The sequence below is a fragment of the Pseudomonas sp. E1MeOHC2 genome, from assembly GCF_058745025.1.
On the sequence record NZ_CP196675.1, the window covers coordinates 1,209,142 to 1,225,767 of the forward strand.

The 16,626-nt window shown below is 62.2% G+C and carries 16 protein-coding genes; 5 read left to right on the forward strand and 11 right to left on the reverse strand.

What is annotated here, in order from left to right; all coding sequences use genetic code 11:
- Positions 1-43: 43 nt before the first annotated feature.
- Together cmoA and cmoB are read left to right on the forward strand one after the other, a co-directional pair.
- Positions 44-787: a carboxy-S-adenosyl-L-methionine synthase CmoA gene (gene cmoA / locus ACSSU5_RS05300; protein ID WP_492560751.1), complete on the forward strand. Its 744-nt coding sequence runs from the start codon at positions 44-46 to the stop codon at positions 785-787.
- Positions 784-1,740, forward strand: coding sequence for a tRNA 5-methoxyuridine(34)/uridine 5-oxyacetic acid(34) synthase CmoB (cmoB, locus tag ACSSU5_RS05305; RefSeq protein ID WP_492560752.1), 957 nt, complete (start codon positions 784-786; stop codon positions 1,738-1,740). The genes cmoA and cmoB overlap by 4 nt, the downstream gene beginning before the upstream one ends.
- 67 nt (positions 1,741-1,807) lie before the next feature.
- Here the strand turns inward: cmoB and ACSSU5_RS05310 are convergent, their stop codons facing one another.
- Positions 1,808-2,011, reverse strand: coding sequence for a hypothetical protein (locus ACSSU5_RS05310; protein WP_264311830.1), 204 nt, complete (start codon positions 2,009-2,011; stop codon positions 1,808-1,810).
- Between the two features lie 233 nt (positions 2,012-2,244).
- Between ACSSU5_RS05310 and ACSSU5_RS05315 the strand changes: the two genes are divergently transcribed.
- Entirely contained in the window at positions 2,245-2,919 is a 675-nt protein-coding gene (locus tag ACSSU5_RS05315) for a heavy metal response regulator transcription factor (protein ID WP_264311829.1), read from the forward strand.
- Positions 2,916-4,298 (forward strand): heavy metal sensor histidine kinase, encoded by a 1,383-nt coding sequence (locus ACSSU5_RS05320; protein WP_492560753.1) that lies wholly within the window; start codon positions 2,916-2,918, stop codon positions 4,296-4,298. Before ACSSU5_RS05315 ends, ACSSU5_RS05320 begins: the two co-directional genes overlap by 4 nt.
- A gap of 95 nt (positions 4,299-4,393) precedes the next feature.
- Here the strand turns inward: ACSSU5_RS05320 and pdxJ are convergent, their stop codons facing one another.
- The 10 genes from pdxJ to rpoE form a co-directional block, all read right to left on the reverse strand.
- Positions 4,394-5,116 (reverse strand): pyridoxine 5'-phosphate synthase, encoded by a 723-nt coding sequence (gene pdxJ / locus ACSSU5_RS05325; RefSeq protein ID WP_371113220.1) that lies wholly within the window; start codon positions 5,114-5,116, stop codon positions 4,394-4,396.
- A 61-nt stretch (positions 5,117-5,177) separates the two neighbouring features.
- Positions 5,178-5,861, reverse strand: a complete 684-nt coding sequence (gene recO, locus ACSSU5_RS05330; protein WP_264311827.1) for a DNA repair protein RecO — start codon at positions 5,859-5,861, stop codon at positions 5,178-5,180.
- A gap of 51 nt (positions 5,862-5,912) precedes the next feature.
- Complete coding sequence (gene era, locus ACSSU5_RS05335) at positions 5,913-6,815, reverse strand: GTPase Era (RefSeq protein WP_027594149.1); 903 nt, start codon at positions 6,813-6,815, stop codon at positions 5,913-5,915.
- Complete coding sequence (rnc, locus tag ACSSU5_RS05340; protein WP_264311826.1) at positions 6,808-7,497, reverse strand: ribonuclease III; 690 nt, start codon at positions 7,495-7,497, stop codon at positions 6,808-6,810. Before rnc ends, era begins: the two co-directional genes overlap by 8 nt.
- A gap of 161 nt (positions 7,498-7,658) precedes the next feature.
- Positions 7,659-8,513, reverse strand: coding sequence for a signal peptidase I (gene lepB / locus ACSSU5_RS05345; protein WP_264311825.1), 855 nt, complete (start codon positions 8,511-8,513; stop codon positions 7,659-7,661).
- Between the two features lie 5 nt (positions 8,514-8,518).
- Positions 8,519-10,318 carry a translation elongation factor 4 gene (gene lepA, locus ACSSU5_RS05350; RefSeq protein WP_264311824.1) on the reverse strand — a complete coding sequence of 600 codons (1,800 nt, stop codon included), beginning with the start codon at positions 10,316-10,318 and terminating at the stop codon, positions 8,519-8,521.
- Positions 10,319-10,681: 363 nt separating this feature from the next.
- Positions 10,682-12,082, reverse strand: coding sequence for a DegQ family serine endoprotease (locus ACSSU5_RS05355; RefSeq protein ID WP_492561302.1), 1,401 nt, complete (start codon positions 12,080-12,082; stop codon positions 10,682-10,684).
- A 208-nt stretch (positions 12,083-12,290) separates the two neighbouring features.
- Entirely contained in the window at positions 12,291-13,256 is a 966-nt protein-coding gene (locus ACSSU5_RS05360) for a MucB/RseB C-terminal domain-containing protein (protein ID WP_492560754.1), read from the reverse strand.
- A gap of 8 nt (positions 13,257-13,264) precedes the next feature.
- Positions 13,265-13,867 (reverse strand): sigma-E factor negative regulatory protein, encoded by a 603-nt coding sequence (locus ACSSU5_RS05365; RefSeq protein WP_492560755.1) that lies wholly within the window; start codon positions 13,865-13,867, stop codon positions 13,265-13,267.
- Between the two features lie 31 nt (positions 13,868-13,898).
- Positions 13,899-14,480 carry an RNA polymerase sigma factor RpoE/AlgU gene (gene rpoE, locus ACSSU5_RS05370; protein WP_010220971.1) on the reverse strand — a complete coding sequence of 194 codons (582 nt, stop codon included), beginning with the start codon at positions 14,478-14,480 and terminating at the stop codon, positions 13,899-13,901.
- A 434-nt stretch (positions 14,481-14,914) separates the two neighbouring features.
- Here rpoE and nadB point away from each other — a divergent pair, with 434 nt between their 5' ends.
- Positions 14,915-16,519 carry an L-aspartate oxidase gene (gene nadB / locus ACSSU5_RS05375; RefSeq protein ID WP_492560756.1) on the forward strand — a complete coding sequence of 535 codons (1,605 nt, stop codon included), beginning with the start codon at positions 14,915-14,917 and terminating at the stop codon, positions 16,517-16,519.
- Positions 16,520-16,626: the final 107 nt, after the last annotated feature.

A 16,626-nucleotide genomic window follows, 5' to 3' on the forward strand; every position in this document is an offset into this window, starting at 1 on the left:
TTGGCTAAAATGCGTCTCCGTTTCACCCCGTATCGAGCCCGCCGTGAGCAAACAACCCGACCGCCTCTTCGCCCAACCTCTGGAGCAGGTACCCGACTTCGCCTTCAACGAGGACGTGGTGCGCGTGTTCCCGGACATGATCAAGCGTTCGGTGCCGGGCTACCCGACCATCGTCGAAAACCTTGGCGTGCTGGCTGCGCGCTTCGCCCAGCCGAACAGCACGCTGTACGACCTGGGTGCCTCACTGGGCGCTGTGACCCAGTCGTTGCGCCGTCATGTACGCAGCGACGGCTGCCGGGTGATCGCCGTGGACAACTCCGCTGCGATGGTCGAGCGCTGCCGCCAGTACCTCACGGCCCAGGACTCGATGTTCCAGGAGCTGCTGCCGGTCAGCGTGCTGGAAGCCGACATCCTCGCCCTGCCCTTCGAGCCCGCCTCGGTGGTGGCGATGAACTTCACCCTGCAGTTCATCGCCCCCCATCAACGCCTCGAACTGCTTGGCCGTATCCGCCAGGCCCTGTTGCCAGGCGGCGCATTGATCCTCTCGGAGAAACTGCATTTCGCCGATGAAGAGGAACAGGCCCTGCTCAATGAACTGCACCTGGACTTCAAACGGGCCAATGGTTACAGCGAACTGGAAATCGCCCAGAAGCGCAGTGCCATCGAGAACGTGATGAAGCCAGACACCCTGGAGGCCCACAAGGCGCGCCTGCGCGCTGCGGGTTTCTCCAAGGTCGTGCCATGGTTCCAATGCCTTAATTTTGCCTCGCTGATAGCCCTGCCATGATCGATTTGTCCCCGCTTGTCCGCCGCCTGGCGGGCACCCCCCTGGCTTCCTGGTCGCAAGGCCTGCAAGCGCAACTGGAAGCCAAACTGGAAAAAGGTCACGGCGACCTCGATCGCTGGCGCGGCGCGCTCGACGCGCTGCCCGCCGTGCAACCGAGCGAAATCGACCTGGTCAACGGGCTGCGTCTGGACTGTGACTGCGACGATGCCACCCGCGCGCAGATGCGCGAGGCGCTGATGGGCCTGTCGCCCTGGCGCAAAGGGCCATTCGACCTGTTCGGCGTGCACGTGGACACCGAATGGCGCTCGGACTGGAAATGGTCACGGGTCAGCCCGCACCTGGACCTCAAGGGCAAGCGTGTGCTCGATGTCGGCTGCGGCAACGGCTACTACCAGTGGCGCATGCTCGGCGCAGGTGCCGACATGGTGGTCGGGGTCGATCCCAACTGGCTGTTCTTCTGCCAGTTCCAGGCAGTACAGCAGTACCTGCCAGAGCTGCCGGCCTGGCACTTGCCGTTCGCCCTGGAAGACCTGCCGGCCAACCTGGAAGGTTTCGACACCGTGTTTTCCATGGGCGTGTTCTATCACCGCCGCTCCCCCATAGAGCACCTGCTGGCCCTCAAGGACTGCCTGGTCAAAGGCGGCGAGCTGGTGCTGGAGACGCTGGTGGTCGAAGGTGACGAGCAACAGGTGCTGGTGCCTGAAGACCGTTATGCGCAGATGCGCAACGTCTGGTATCTGCCCTCGGTACCGGCCCTGGAGCGCTGGTTACGCCGTGCCGGTTTCAGCGATGTACGCTGCGTCGATGTCAGCGTCACCAGCATCGATGAACAGCGCAGCACCGACTGGATGCGCTACCAGTCGCTAAGCGACTTCCTCGACCCGAACGACCACAGCCGGACCATCGAAGGCCTGCCGGCCCCGCGCCGGGCGACGCTGGTGGCGCGCAAATAAAAAAGGCGCCCGACGGGCGCCCGAACAACCCTGCGACGAGGAGCGATGGCGTCGCAGGTGGGTACAATCAGTCCTTGGCCACCTCGCGGGCCTTCTCCTGCGCAGTACGTTCCTGCTTCACCAGCACCTGTTGCTTGTCGCCGTGCAGGCGCTGCTGGTCTTGGCGGAAGGCCTCCCAGAACTGCCTGGAACGTTCGGCGCCCCCTTCGGCATAGACGCTGGCGCTGCCCAGGGCCAGGGTTGCCAACAGCAGGTATTTGATCAGGTTCATCGTGCTTGCCTCGTGATAACCGTTCAGATGAGGCCATCCTAGCGAGGCGTAGCTAACGCCAAGGTGAGGCGGGCATTACAGTCCTGCAATGTGCCTAAACAGCCAGTTAACACCCAGATTACAAATCCGTTATCCAAGCAAATACCCCTCTCTCATGCCGTAACATCCTGCCGCTTGACCCTGATGTCACTTCAGGGTCGAGAATCGCCCCTTTTCACCACTTCGAGCCCCCTATGCGCTTACTGATCATCGAGGACGAACTGCGTACCGCCGACTACCTGCAACAAGGCCTGCGCGAGAACGGCTACGTGGTCGACTGTGCCCATACCGGCACCGACGGCCTGCACCTGGCCCGCCAGCAGGCCTACGACCTGGTCATCCTTGACGTCAACCTGCCCGAGCTCGATGGTTGGACCGTGCTGCAACGGCTGCGCGCCGACTCGGCCACGCGCATCATGATGCTGACCGCCCACGGTCGCCTTGCCGACCGGGTCAAAGGGCTGGACCTGGGCGCCGATGACTACCTGCTCAAGCCTTTCGAATTCCCAGAGCTATTGGCGCGAATCCGCAGCTTGCTGCGCCGCAACGACCAGCAACTGCAGCCCAGCACCCTGCGCGTCGCCGACCTGGAGCTGGACCCCGGCCGCCACCGCGCCTATCGCGCTGGGCAGCGCATCGACCTGACCGCCAAGGAATTCGCTTTACTGCACCTGCTGATGCGCCAGACAGGCGAAGTGCTGTCGCGCACGCAAATCATCTCGTTGGTGTGGGACATGAACTTTGACTGTGACACCAACGTCGTTGAGGTTTCGATCCGGCGCCTGCGGGCGAAGATCGACGACCCGTTCGAAGATAAGCTGATCCATACCCTGCGCGGCGTTGGCTATGTACTTGAGGCACGCTTTTGAAAAACGCCAGCCTGTCGCTGCGCCTGGGCCTGAGTGTGACGCTGATGGGGGCGGTACTGGTGCTGCTGTTGGCTTGCCTGGCCGTGCTTGCCCTTGATCACGAACTGGACAGCCGCGCCCGTAAGGACCTGGCGCGCAAGATGCTGCAGGTGGAGCACAATCTGCGGGTCGACCTGCGCAACGAGGACCTGGGTAGCCGCGCCCACCCTTTACTCGACCTGGTCATGGGGCACGACAACCTCAGCCTCAGCGTGCTGGCACTCGAAGGCCGCCACCCGCACCTGCTCAGCCTGGGCCCTGCCCTGGAGTCGCGCGTGGGTGAACTGCAGACCGGTACGCGACTGACGTTCCACGAATGGCGCGACAGCCGCGGTAACCAGATGCTGACAGCGACACGCCAGATGCGCTTGCGCGACGAGACGCCGGTGCGGGTGATGATGTCGCTCGACCGCGCCGACGACAACGCGCTGCTCCAGGCCTACCTGCATTCAACGCTGCTGGTCTTGCCGTTGCTGCTGCTGTTGATCGGCGCTGCGGCGTGGTGGCTGGTACAGCGTGGCCTGTCGCCACTGCACCACTTCAGGCGAATCGCCGGGCAGGTATCAGCACATGACCTGCAACACCGGTTGCCCGATACCGGGCTGCCGCAGGAGCTGGCGACGCTGGCCAGGAGTATCAACGTGATGCTCGACCGCCTAGACCAGGGCGTCAGCCAGCTGTCGCAGTTTTCCGACGACCTGGCCCACGAGCTACGCACACCGCTGAGCAACTTGATGGGCAAGGCCCAGGTCACACTGAGCCGTGAGCGCGACAATGCCAATTACCGGGAAGTACTGGAAGACAGCATCGAAGAACTGACCCGGCTCAACCGCATCATCAATGACATGCTGTTTCTTGCCCAGGTCAGCCAGCCGCAGGCCCAGGTGGCGCTCAAGCCCCTGGCGCTCGCCGATGAGACGGCGCAGGTGGCCGAACTGTTCGCCATCAGTGCCGAGTTCAAAGATATCGAGCTTCGCATCCGGGGCTGGGGCACGGCCTTGGGTGATCGGCTGATGTTCCAGCGTGCGTTGTCGAACCTGTTGAGCAATGCCATTCGGCATGCGCCGGCAGGCAAACACATAGACCTTGGCATCGAGCGCGAGGGCAGCGATATCAGGGTATGGGTGGAGAATCAGGGGCCGGGCATTGCCGCAGAGCATCAGCCGCAGCTGTTCGAGCGTTTTTATCGAGTGGGTGCTGGGCGCTCACGGCTGGAGGGAGGCACCGGGCTGGGGTTGGCGATCGTGAAATCGATCATGCAGTTGCATAGTGGGCGGGTCGAGGTGATGAGCAGCCCGGCAGGGCCAACCCGGTTTACCCTGGTGTTTCCCGCTAACTGACGCTGACAGTTCTGCCGCCGCACCCTGTAGGAGCAGCCTTGCCGGGGCGCTCCTACAAGAACCACATCTCATCACACCGTTGAGTCAATCAGTGATCAGCGCGAAGCCGCCACGATCAACGCCTTCATCTCCGCCACCGCAGCCTTGAAGCCGACGAACAGCGCATGGGCCACCAGCGCGTGGCCGATGTTCAGCTCATTGATGCCCTTGATCGCCGCGACCGCCTCGACGTTGTGGTAATGCAGGCCATGACCGGCGTTGACGATCAACCCCTGCCCCACGCCAAACGCCACGCCGTCGACGATGCGCTTGAGCTCTTCAGCGACTTCGGTCGGCGTCTGCGCGTCGGCGTAACGGCCGGTGTGCAGCTCGATGGCCGGCGCACCTACGCGACGCGACGCTTCGATCTGCCGCTCGTCGGCGTCGATGAACAGCGACACCTCGGCACCGGTGCGCGCCAAGCGCTCCACTGCCGCCTTGATCCGCGCCTCTTGCCCCGCCACGTCCAGGCCGCCTTCGGTGGTCAGTTCCTGACGGGTCTCGGGCACCAGGCAGATGTGCGCCGGGCGAATTTTCTCGGCGAAGGCCATCATCTCTTCGGTGACGCCCATCTCGAAGTTCATGCGCGTCTGCAGCACATCTTTGAGGAGCACCACGTCACGTTCCTGAATGTGCCGGCGGTCTTCGCGCAGGTGCACGGTGATGCCGTCGGCGCCCGCTTCTTCAGCGTCCAGAGCAGCCTTGACCGGATCAGGGTAACGCGTGCCCCGGGCCTGGCGCAGCGTCGCCACGTGGTCGATATTAACGCCGAGAAGCATGCGGTTGCTGTGAGTCACGAAAGGCTCTCCTGAAGATTGAGCCCCACAGCATACGACGTGATCAGCGCTTGCGAAACAGTTCCCGGCTGACCAGCGGTTTAGCGCCCAAGTGAACGGCCAGTGCTTGGCGCATCAGCCGTTTGGCTGCGAGCAAGGCGCCGGGGGCTTCCCAGTCCGCTTCAGCCAGGGCCAGCAGCTCGAAGCCCTGGAACAGGCCAGGCTGCAGCAGCTCGACCCGCTCAAGCCCCGCATCCACGCGCAAGCGGTAGCGGCCATTGGCGTCTATGGGCATGTCGTTGACATCACGCTGCAACGAAAACGCATAACCGAGCTCGTCCAGCAGGCGCCATTCGAATGCGCGCAGCAGCGGCTCCAATGGGCGCCCGGCAGCCAACGCCTGCAAGGTCAGGGTGTAGTGGTCGAACAGCGCGGGGTGAGGGGCTTCGCCAGGCAGCAAACGCATCAGCAGCTCGTTGAGGTACAAACCACTGAACAACGCATCACCGTGCAACCAGCTGGCAATGCCAAGCGCCTCCAGGCGGCCGACGTTCTTCAGCTCGCCCCGCCCGCGCAGCTCCACTTCCAACGGCACGAACGGCCGCACCAGGCTGCCACCTTTGCCTCGTGCACGGCGCAGTACGGCCCGCACACGGCCTTGCGGCGTGAGGAAGTCCACCAGTGCGCTGGTTTCCTTGTAGGCACGACTGTGCAGCACATAGGCCGGCTGGCCGACTGGTTGTTCCATGGGAGTGGCCCGAAAGCAGAGCGGCCCGGAGAGATCCGGGCCGCCACAGGGTTACAGGTCGCCGTAGCCCAGCGAGCGCAGGGCGCGCTCGTCGTCGGACCAACCGCCTTTGACCTTGACCCAGAGGTTGAGCATGACCTTGGCGTCGAACAGCACTTCCATGTCCTTGCGCGCATCGGAGCCAATGCGTTTGATACGCTCGCCCTTGTCGCCGATGATGATCTTCTTCTGGCCATCGCGTTCAACCAGGATCAGCGCGTGGATATGCAGCACATGCCCCTGCTGCTTGAACTCTTCGATCTCTACGGTGATCTGGTACGGAAGCTCCGCACCCAACTGACGCATGATCTTCTCGCGCACCAGTTCAGCCGCCAGGAAACGGCTGCTGCGGTCGGTGATCTGGTCTTCCGGGAAGAAATGCTCGTTCTCTGGCAAGTGCTTGGCAATCAGGCCTTCCAGCGCTTCGAGGTTATGCCCCTGCTGCGCGGAGATCGGCACCACTTCCGCGTTTGGCAGTTGCTCCTGCAGCCATTGCAGGTGCGGGATCAGATCGGCCTTCTCTTCCAGACGGTCGGTCTTGTTGACCGCCAGGATGACCGGGCCACTCACGTACTGCACGCGCTCGAGCACCAACTGGTCCTCGTCGGTCCAACGGGTGCGATCAACCACGAAGATCACCACGTCGACGTCTTTCAGGGCCGCCGAAGCGTTACGGTTCATGTAACGGTTCAGGGCCTTGTCGTTGGCCTTGTGCATACCGGGCGTATCGACATAGATCGCCTGCACGTCACCCTCGGTCTTGATGCCGAGCATGTTGTGCCGGGTGGTCTGAGGCTTGCGCGACGTGATCGCCAGCTTCTGGCCGAGGATGTGGTTGAGCAAGGTCGACTTGCCCACGTTGGGGCGGCCGACAATGGCCACGTAGCCGCAGCGAGTCGGGTTGTTATCAGTCATTGCCATTCTCCACGCCCAGGGCGATCAGTGCAGCCGCAGCGGCGACTTGCTCGGCGATACGCCGGCTCACACCCTGACCACGGCTCTTGTTGTTCAGCAGCACCACTTCGCATTCGACGAAGAAGGTCCGGCAGTGCGGTTCGCCCTGGATATCCACCACCTCGTAACGCGGCAACTCACAGCTGCGCGACTGCAGAAACTCCTGCAGGCGGGTCTTGGGATCCTTGTTGGTGTCGACCAGGGTCAGGCTTTCGAATTCATCGGCCAGCCAGGCCAGGACACGCTCCCGGGCGGTCTGCATGTCCGCGTCCAGATAGATGGCGCCAATCAGCGCTTCCAGGGCATCGGCCAGGATCGATTCGCGGCGGAAACCGCCGCTTTTCAGCTCACCAGAACCCAGGCGCAGGTATTCGCCCAAGTCAAAGCCACGCGCCAGACGGGCCAGGGTCTCGCCCTTGACCAGGCGGGCACGCAAGCGCGATAACTGGCCTTCGCGGGCCTGTGGGAAGCGCTCGAACAGCGCCTCGCCAGCCACGAAGTTGAGAATGGCATCGCCGAGAAACTCCAGGCGCTCGTTATTGCGCCCGGCGTAGCTGCGATGGGTCAGGGCCAGCAACATCTGGTCCTGGTCTTTGAAGGTGTAACCGAGCTTTCGCTCCAGAGGGGCGAGGGAAGCACTCATGCGGCCACCCGTTCGTTGTTCAACGCGTTGTTCAAATCAACATCCTGAAAGACTGTTTGGCTGTGGTCCGCCGCTGCAAGCGACGAAACTCTCGATCCCTGAGAACACAGCCTATGTCAGAAATGCATTCGGCGCTGTCTGCTGGACAGCGCCGATGGGTATCAATGGATCAGGCCGACCCGCGACAGATTGGGCATGTGGCTGAGCTTGGGCTCTGGCCAGCTCAGCCAGACCGCGAAGGCCTTGCCGACAATGTTCCGGTCCGGAACCATGCCGTGCAGTTCCTTGGGAATGTTCGGATCGTCCCAGTAGCGGCTGTCGTTGGAGTTGTCGCGGTTGTCGCCCATCATGAAGTAATGGCCGGCCGGTACGGTCCATTGCTGGTCCGGCGGCATGCGATAACGGCTCATCTCCTTGCGGATCAGGTGTTCAGCCTCGCCCAGCTTCTCCTTGTACAGCTCGGCGCTGCCCAAGGTGCCCGGCTCGGTACCCACCAGTTGCTCGGCAATCGGCTGGCCGTTGACGTACAGCCGCTTGTCGTTGGTGTAGCGGATCTGGTCGCCCGGCAGGCCGACCACACGCTTGATGTAGTTGACGTTCGGGTCGCTCGGATAGCGGAACACCATCACATCACCGCGTTGCGGGTCACCCACCTCGATGACCTTCTTGTCGATCACCGGCAGGCGAATGCCATAGGAGAACTTGTTCACCAGGATGAAGTCGCCCACTTCCAGGGTCGGTTTCATCGACCCCGAAGGGATCTGGAACGGCTCGACCAAAAACGAGCGCAGTACCAGCACGATGAACAGCACCGGGAAGAACGACTTGCCGTATTCGACCAGCAGCGGCTCCTTGTTCAGGCGCTCGACCACCGCCATCTCGGGCGGATTGACGCGGCCCTGATAGGTGGCGATTGCCGCTCGCCGGCGCGGGGCCAGGAACAGCAGGTCGATCAAGCCCAACAAGCCACAGACGGCTACGGCGATGACTAGCAACAGCGGGAAATTTAGCGACATAGGACCTAGCTATCCAACCTGAGCACGGCGAGGAAGGCTTCTTGTGGAATCTCCACGTTGCCCACCTGCTTCATGCGTTTCTTACCGGCCTTCTGCTTCTCCAGCAGTTTCTTCTTACGGCTGACGTCACCACCGTAGCACTTGGCCAGTACGTTCTTTCTGAGCGCCTTGACGGTTGTCCGCGCGATGATCTGGCCGCCGATGGCTGCCTGGATCGCCACATCGAACATCTGCCGAGGGATCAGTTCCTTCATCTTCTCGGTCAACGCACGGCCTTTATAGGCCGCGTTGTCGCGGTGCACGATCAAGGCCAGGGCATCGACCTTGTCGCCGTTGATCAGTACATCCAGCTTGACCAGGTTGGCCGACTGGTAGCGATCGAAATGATAGTCCAGCGAAGCGTATCCGCGACTGGTCGATTTGAGGCGGTCGAAGAAGTCCAGCACCACCTCGTTCATCGGCATGTCGTAACGCACCTGAACCTGGCTGCCGAGGAACTGCATGTCGCGCTGCACGCCACGTTTCTCGATGCACAGGGTAATAACGTTACCCAGGTGTTCCTGCGGGACCAGGATGGTCGCGGTGACGATCGGCTCGCGGAAATCAGTGACAGCCGAGACATCCGGCAGCTTCGACGGGTTGTCGACAATGATGGTCTCGCCGGTCTTCAGTTCGAGCTCGTAGATCACGCTAGGAGCGGTGGTGATCAGGTCCAGGTCGTACTCGCGCTCCAGGCGCTCCTGGATGATTTCCATGTGCAGCATGCCCAGGAAGCCGCAGCGGAAGCCGAAGCCCAGAGCGTCGGAGCTTTCCGGCATGTACTGCAACGAAGAGTCGTTGAGCGTCAGCTTCTGCAGCGCGTCGCGGAAGTCTTCGAAATCGTCGGAGCTGACCGGGAACAGGCCGGCATAGACCTGCGGCTGGATCTTCTTGAAGCCCGGCAGCACTTCGACATCCGGCGTCGAGGACAGGGTCAGGGTGTCACCGACCGGCGCACCGTGAATGTCTTTGATGCTGGCGATGATGAAGCCCACTTCACCGGCCTTGAGGTCGGCGGTCTGGGTGTGTTTCGGGGTGAAGACGCCGACGCTGTCGACCAGGTGCACCTTGCCGGTGGACTTGACCAGGATCTTGTCGCCTTTCTTGACGCGGCCCTGGCGTACACGCACCAGAGAGACAACGCCCAGGTAGTTGTCGAACCAGGAGTCGATGATCAGCGCCTGCAACGGCGCGTCGATCTCGCCCTCGGGAGCCGGGATGGTGTGCACCAGGCGCTCAAGCACCTCGTCGACACCCATGCCGCTCTTGGCACTGCAGGCCACGGCGTCGGTGGCGTCGATGCCGATGATCTTCTCGATCTCGTCCTTGACGCGGTCCGGGTCAGCCTGGGGCAGGTCCATCTTGTTCAGCACCGGCATGACCTCAAGGCCTTGCTCGATAGCGGTGTAGCAGTTGGCCACGGACTGAGCTTCGACGCCTTGACCGGCGTCCACCACCAACAGCGCGCCTTCACAGGCGGCCAGCGAGCGCGAGACTTCATAGGTGAAGTCAACGTGGCCGGGGGTGTCGATGAAATTCAGCTGGTAGGTCTTGCCGTCTTGCGCCTTGTAGTGAAGCGTGACGCTGTGGGCTTTGATAGTGATCCCGCGTTCGCGCTCCAGGTCCATGGAGTCGAGGACCTGTGCTTCCATTTCGCGCGCCGACAGGCCACCGCACATCTGGATGAAACGGTCGGCCAGCGTCGACTTGCCATGGTCGATGTGGGCGATGATGGAGAAATTGCGGATATGACTCAAATCACTCACGGGTCAACACTCGAAAAGGCTGCGAGCCGGGACGCCCGCCGAAAAATAGCCGGGAATTGTACCTCAAGCAGCAGGGATATGGGAGATTCCTCTATCGGGGTGTACATAACGCCCTCCTAACATTCTGCTCATTATCTGAGCACGCCCATCCCGGTGGGAGCGGGCTTGCCCGCGAACACCGGCGCAGTCGGTGCCATACAGCGCAGTGCCAGCTTCGCGGGCAAGCCCGCTCCCACAGGGCCTGCGCCGTGTTCACGATCATTGACCACGACAACACAAGGTACATCTGAGCGACAGGGATTGATTTGTGAATACTCACGAAAAAGGCAGCCGAAGCTGCCTTTTTCCTACCGAAAAAACCGCTTATTCAGCCAGCTTGAAGGTAATGAAGCTCGCACGCCCTTGACGCAGCACGCGCATCGACACCGAACGATTCTTCGGCAGGTCCTTGGCAATTTCGGTGAATTCCTTGGCCGAGCCGATCGCCTGGTTGTTCAGGTGGCTGATAACGTCACCTGGGCGCAGGCCGATCAACGCGGCCGGGCCATCCTGGACTTCCTTGATCACCACGCCGCCTTTAAGTTCCAGGGCTTTCTTCTGCTCGGCGCTCAGGTCAGCGACAGAAACGCCCAGACGATTGCTGCTGCGCTCGGCACTGCCGTCGGCACCGGTACCGATCTCGGCGTCATCGTCCGGCAATGCGCCGACGCTGACGTCCAGGTTCTGGCGCTTGCCGTTGCGGATAATCTCGAGTTTGGCTTTGTCGCCATCCTTGAGGCTGCCGACCAAGTGCGGCAGATCGGCCGACATGACGATCGGCTGGCCGTTCATGCTCAGGATCACATCACCCACCTGCAGGCCACCCTTGGCGGCCGGGCCGTCTTCCAGCACCTGGGCTACCAGGGCACCGGCTGGTTTGTCCAGGCCGAAGGACTCAGCCAGGTCCTTGTTGACCTCCTGAATCACCACGCCCAGCCAGCCACGGCTGACCTTGCCGTCTTTTTTCAGCTGGTTGGACACATCGATCGCCACATCGATCGGGATCGCGAACGAAAGGCCCATGAAACCGCCGGAGCGGGTGAAGATCTGCGAGTTGATACCCACCACCTCGCCCTTCATGTTGAACAGCGGGCCACCGGAGTTACCTGGGTTGATGGCTACGTCGGTCTGGATGAACGGTACGTAGGTATCGTTCGGCAGGGTCCGCCCCTTCGCGCTGACGATACCTTTGGTCACCGAGTGATCGAAGCCGAACGGCGAACCGATAGCCAGTACCCACTCACCTACCTTGAGTTTTTCGGAGTCGCCCAGTTTGACGGTCGGCAGGTTCTTGCCCTCGACCTTGAGCAGCGCCACGTCGGTGCGCGAGTCGGTGCCGACCAGCTTGGCCTGCAGCTCGCTGCGGTCCGACAGGCGGACGATGATCTCGTCAGCGTCAGCCACCACATGGTTGTTGGTCAGCACGTAGCCATCGCTGGAAATGATAAAGCCCGAGCCCAGCGACTGGGCCTCACGCTGGCGATCACCACGCGGCGAGCGGGGCTGCTGCGGCATGTTGCGCTCGAAGAACTCGCGGAACATCGGCGGCAGGCCTTCGAGGTCCGGCATCTGCCCGGCGGCAACGCGGCGGTCCGGCAGCTTCTGCTTGGTACTGATGTTGACCACCGCTGGCGAGGCTTGCTCGACCAACGTGGTGAAGTCCGGCAGGGCTTCCTCGGCCTGGGCGCTGAGCACCTGGCCGAGCATCAGCACGGCGGCGAACATCGATAGGTAGGATTTCAAGCGTGGTATTGACATACGGCTCCCGTCACAACGAGCGTGGTTAGCGTAAGGCCCCTGCACAAGCAGGAAAGGCCAGGCTCCAAGAAGCCTGACCTATAGAAAATTTACCGAAAGATTGCAAATGACAATGCTTTAATTTCATTTCAGAAGCACGTCTCTCACGCCGCAAACCTCCTGAAAAAGCACGCCATCATTGCCGCGCCTGGGCATCCTGAGCCCGCATCGAAAGCGCGATGCGCTCGGCGGTACCCAAGGGTATTTCACCTACCACAGTGACCAACACCTTGCCTTTAGGTGTGTTCAGCCGGCGCGATACCGCCACGGTCGGCCCCAGTTGCACGCGCGTGTCGATGCCAGAGTTGTCGTTGACCGGTTCGACGAACACCGAAACGCGGGCCAGGCCATCGTCATACATCAGGCTGCTGACCGTACTGTTGCGGGCCGGGTCGCGGCGCACCGAGCTGTTGACCAGTTCGAAACCCGGTGGCAGCCAGTCCGAGTGCCAGCCAGCGACGGCTGCCTGAGAGGCGGGCGCGCCATGCTGCACCGGTTTGCAGGCAGCACTGGCTTGCAAGTCCTGGTCGGTAGGCAGGTTATCGGTATCGAGACGGATCATCTGGAAACGCTCGAGCAATTGCCCCTTGTCGTTGAGCATGAACGAGCGCAGAGGCAAGCCGGTTCGGCGGTCCAGATGCAATTCGAAAGCGTAACGGTGCTGGTCGCGCGGAGTGAGGGTGACAATCACCGCATCGCGCCCGGCGACACGTGACTTGCCCCTGACACGCAGATCGTACCAGCCCATCAACTTGAGGGGATCGAGCACACGCGGCGCAGCATCGGGCGGCGGCGTCACGCCGCCTACCAAGGCACCACTGACGCACGCCACTTTGCCGTCCACGCGCACGATTTCCTGGGCGGCGCCGTCGAGCTGCAAAAGCCGCTCGTTGACCTTGCCGTCCTCAACCTTGTGCCAGATCTCGTGGGAAGAAAAGCTGCCGTTGCGTTCGTAGACGAAAGAGCCTTGGTAGCTCTGCTCTTGCTCGGCCTGTGCCAGCTTGTTCAGCCACTCATTTGCCTCGGGCGAAGAGTTGGCCGCCAACGCTGGCACCGTCATGCAGCTGCCTATGAGCAGCGACAGGAGAGGTAGCGCGCGCATGATCCTCCTTACTTAGCGGGGTTATCCAGGCTGACGGCGCGGGCGTAAGGCAGAGCGGTTTCACTGCCCTTGAGCGCAGATTCCTGGGCATGCTGGCGCAGATACCCTGGCAGACGCTGATCCCAGCCGGCCTGGTTCTGCAGCACGCCGTTGGCCATCGGCCCGGTCGGTTGCTCACTGCTCTCACTATAGCCTGCCAATACAGCCGGGCCCTGAGTTTGTGGCACGCTCAGCCCCTGCCCCTGCTGCGCAGGTTGCTGGGAAGCCAGCTCGGCACCGGTGATCTCATCCTGGTTGTACATGCGTACACCCGCCAGCACCGCGACCGTCACCGAGGCGGCAACCGCCAGGCGGCCAATGCTGCGCCATGGGCCTTTCTTGACCTTGGCCGGTACCGCTTCATCGGCCAATGCTGCAGAGACCGCCGAGGCGATATCGAGGTTAGGCAGCAGCAGTTCCTTGTGCATCGCTGCGCGGGCGACCTGGTAACGCGACCAGGTAGCACGGGTTTCGGCATCGTCGACGGCACTCAGTACCCGACGTAATTCCAGTTCGTCCGCTTCGTTATCCATTACCGCGGACAGCGATTCCTGCAACGCTTCACGACTCATGGCGGTTCCTCTCTTGGCTGTAGCCGCTGTCTCAGGTTTCCTGCAACAACGGCTGCAGGGCTTTGTCTATGGCCTCCCGAGCGCGGAAGATTCGAGAGCGCACGGTGCCCACCGGACATTGCATGACACTGGCAATGTCTTCGTAACTCAGTCCGTCGAACTCGCGCAGGGTCAACGCCGTGCGCAGGTCTTCGGGCAGCTGCTGGATGGTGCGATGGACAGTGCCTTCGATTTCATCCCGCAACAACGCGCGCTCTGGGGACTCGAGATCCTTGAGACCATGATCGCCGTCATAAAACTCCGCATCCTCGGAGCTCACATCGCTGTCTGGTGGCCGTCTGCCACGTGACACGAGGTAGTTCTTCGCCGTGTTGATGGCGATGCGGTACAGCCAGGTATAAAACGCACTGTCTCCGCGAAAATTGCCAAGCGCACGGTAGGCCTTGATAAAAGCTTCCTGTGCCACATCCTGGGCCTCGTGGGTATCGTGAACGAACCGCACGATCAACCCGAGAATCTTGTGCTGATACTTCAGCACCAACAGATCGAACGCTCGCCTGTCGCCGCGCTGAACGCGCTCGACAAGCTGCTGATCCTCTTCCTGGGTTAGCATGAACACTCCTCAGTGAACTCGAAGGAGCGTTGCAACAGCCATCGTTCAGGCTTGCAAACATAGACTCGGGCTTTGCGCAAAAGTTCTCCCCTCCAAGCAAGTTTCCTGCAGCCCTTGGTCGGCTCGCACGGAAGACGCGGCGCGGTCACGGCCGGCTGCGTCGATAATCAGGTTTCGAATACGCAGGAGTCAGCCCGAATAGAGCTGCCGCCGTACGTCGCCGCGACATTTGTGGCGTGCGGGCAGCCTTCATAGGATTTCCGTCGATATCGGAAAGTTCCCACAAAGGTTACCGCAACCTGGCAAGTGGCATGGAAATGGGCCACCCGGGGCTGCTATAAAGGCAACCCGGCCTGGTTTGACGATAGTTTCACAATGCCATCGGCGCGTGACTATTGTGCCGTGCCCCTTCCGAAGATTACTAGTGTCCCGACATGAGCCAACAATTCCAACATGATGTCCTGGTGATCGGCAGCGGTGCCGCCGGTCTCAGCCTGGCACTGAACCTCCCCAGCCACCTGCGTGTCGCGGTGCTCAGCAAAGGCGACCTGGCCAATGGCTCGACGTTCTGGGCCCAAGGCGGTGTCGCCGCGGTGCTGGATGACACCGATACCGTGCAGTCGCATGTCGAGGACACCCTCAATGCCGGCGGCGGCCTGTGCCATGAAGATGCCGTGCGCTTCACCGTCGAGCATAGCCGCGAAGCCATCCAGTGGTTGATCGAGCAAGGCGTGCCCTTTACCCGGGATGAGCAGCATAGCGACGACGATGGCGGCTTCGAGTTCCACCTGACCCGCGAAGGTGGCCACAGCCACCGGCGCATCATCCATGCCGCCGACGCCACCGGCGCGGCGATCTTCACCACCTTGCTGGCCCAGGCCCGTCTACGCCCCAACATTCAGTTGCTGGAGCAGCGGGTGGCGGTCGACCTGATCACCGAACGCCGCCTGGGCCTGCCTGGCGAGCGCTGCCTGGGCGCCTACGTGCTGAACCGCAATAGCGGCGAAGTAGACACCTTCGGTGCGCGTTTCACCGTACTGGCCACCGGTGGCGCGGCCAAGGTCTACCTGTACACCAGCAACCCGGACGGTGCCTGCGGCGACGGTATCGCCATGGCCTGGCGGGCCGGCTGCCGGGTGGCCAACCTTGAGTTCAACCAGTTCCACCCGACCTGCCTGTACCACCCTCAGGCCAAGAGTTTCCTGGTGACTGAAGCCCTGCGTGGCGAAGGCGCTCTGCTGCGCCTGCCCAACGGCGAGCGGTTCATGCCACGCTTCGACCCGCGTGAAGAGCTGGCGCCCCGCGATATCGTGGCCCGCGCCATCGACCACGAGATGAAACGCCTGGGCGTGGACTGCGTGTACCTGGACATCACGCATAAGCCGGCCGAGTTCATCAAGGGCCACTTCCCCACCGTGTACGAACGCTGCCTGACCTTCGGCATCGACATCACCCGCCAGCCGATCCCTGTGGTGCCGGCAGCCCACTACACCTGCGGTGGGGTGGTGGTCGACGACCGTGGCCACACCGACGTGCCGGGGTTGTACGCCATCGGCGAGACCAGCTTCACCGGCCTGCATGGCGCCAACCGGATGGCCAGCAACTCACTGCTCGAATGCTTCGTTTATGGCCGCGCGGCGGCCGCCGACATCGAGGCGCACCTGGATCAGGTCAGCATGCCCAAAGCCCTGCCCGGCTGGGATGCCAGCCAGGTCACCGACTCGGACGAGGACGTGATCATCGCGCACAACTGGGACGAACTGCGGCGTTTCATGTGGGACTATGTCGGCATCGTGCGCACCAGCAAGCGCCTGCAACGCGCCGAACACCGCATCCGCCTGCTGCTCGACGAGATCGACGAGTTCTACAGCAACTACAAGGTCAGCCGCGACCTGATCGAGTTGCGCAACCTGGCCCAGGTGGCGGAGTTGATGATTCGTTCGGCCATGCAGCGCAAGGAAAGCCGTGGGCTGCATTACACCCTGGATTACCCGGGGATGCTGGACGAGGCCAAGGACACCATCCTCAGCCCGCTCTGAGTCGGCGTCGCGCCCTTCGCGGGCAAGCCCGCTCCCACAGGTACTGCGTAGGCCTCGAGCCGGGCGCGGTATCGGTGGGATCAGGCTTGCCCGCGAAGAAGCCCACT

Bases quoted from the DNA above. Each gene is read 5' to 3' on its own strand.
- cmoB (WP_492560752.1), top strand. From the start codon at position 784: ATGATCGATTTGTCCCCGCTTGTCCGCCGCCTGGCGGGCACCCCCCTG.
- ACSSU5_RS05310 (WP_264311830.1), bottom strand. From the start codon at position 2,011: ATGAACCTGATCAAATACCTGCTGTTGGCAACCCTGGCCCTGGGCAGC.
- ACSSU5_RS05315 (WP_264311829.1), top strand. From the start codon at position 2,245: ATGCGCTTACTGATCATCGAGGACGAACTGCGTACCGCCGACTACCTG.
- pdxJ (WP_371113220.1), bottom strand. From the start codon at position 5,116: ATGCTTCTCGGCGTTAATATCGACCACGTGGCGACGCTGCGCCAGGCC.
- recO (WP_264311827.1), bottom strand. From the start codon at position 5,861: ATGGAACAACCAGTCGGCCAGCCGGCCTATGTGCTGCACAGTCGTGCC.
- era (WP_027594149.1), bottom strand. From the start codon at position 6,815: ATGACTGATAACAACCCGACTCGCTGCGGCTACGTGGCCATTGTCGGC.
- rnc (WP_264311826.1), bottom strand. From the start codon at position 7,497: ATGAGTGCTTCCCTCGCCCCTCTGGAGCGAAAGCTCGGTTACACCTTC.
- lepB (WP_264311825.1), bottom strand. From the start codon at position 8,513: ATGTCGCTAAATTTCCCGCTGTTGCTAGTCATCGCCGTAGCCGTCTGT.
- ACSSU5_RS05355 (WP_492561302.1), bottom strand. From the start codon at position 12,082: ATGTTCGCCGCCGTGCTGATGCTCGGCCAGGTGCTCAGCGCCCAGGCC.
- ACSSU5_RS05360 (WP_492560754.1), bottom strand. From the start codon at position 13,256: ATGCGCGCGCTACCTCTCCTGTCGCTGCTCATAGGCAGCTGCATGACG.
- ACSSU5_RS05365 (WP_492560755.1), bottom strand. From the start codon at position 13,867: ATGAGTCGTGAAGCGTTGCAGGAATCGCTGTCCGCGGTAATGGATAAC.
- rpoE (WP_010220971.1), bottom strand. From the start codon at position 14,480: ATGCTAACCCAGGAAGAGGATCAGCAGCTTGTCGAGCGCGTTCAGCGC.
- nadB (WP_492560756.1), top strand. From the start codon at position 14,915: ATGAGCCAACAATTCCAACATGATGTCCTGGTGATCGGCAGCGGTGCC.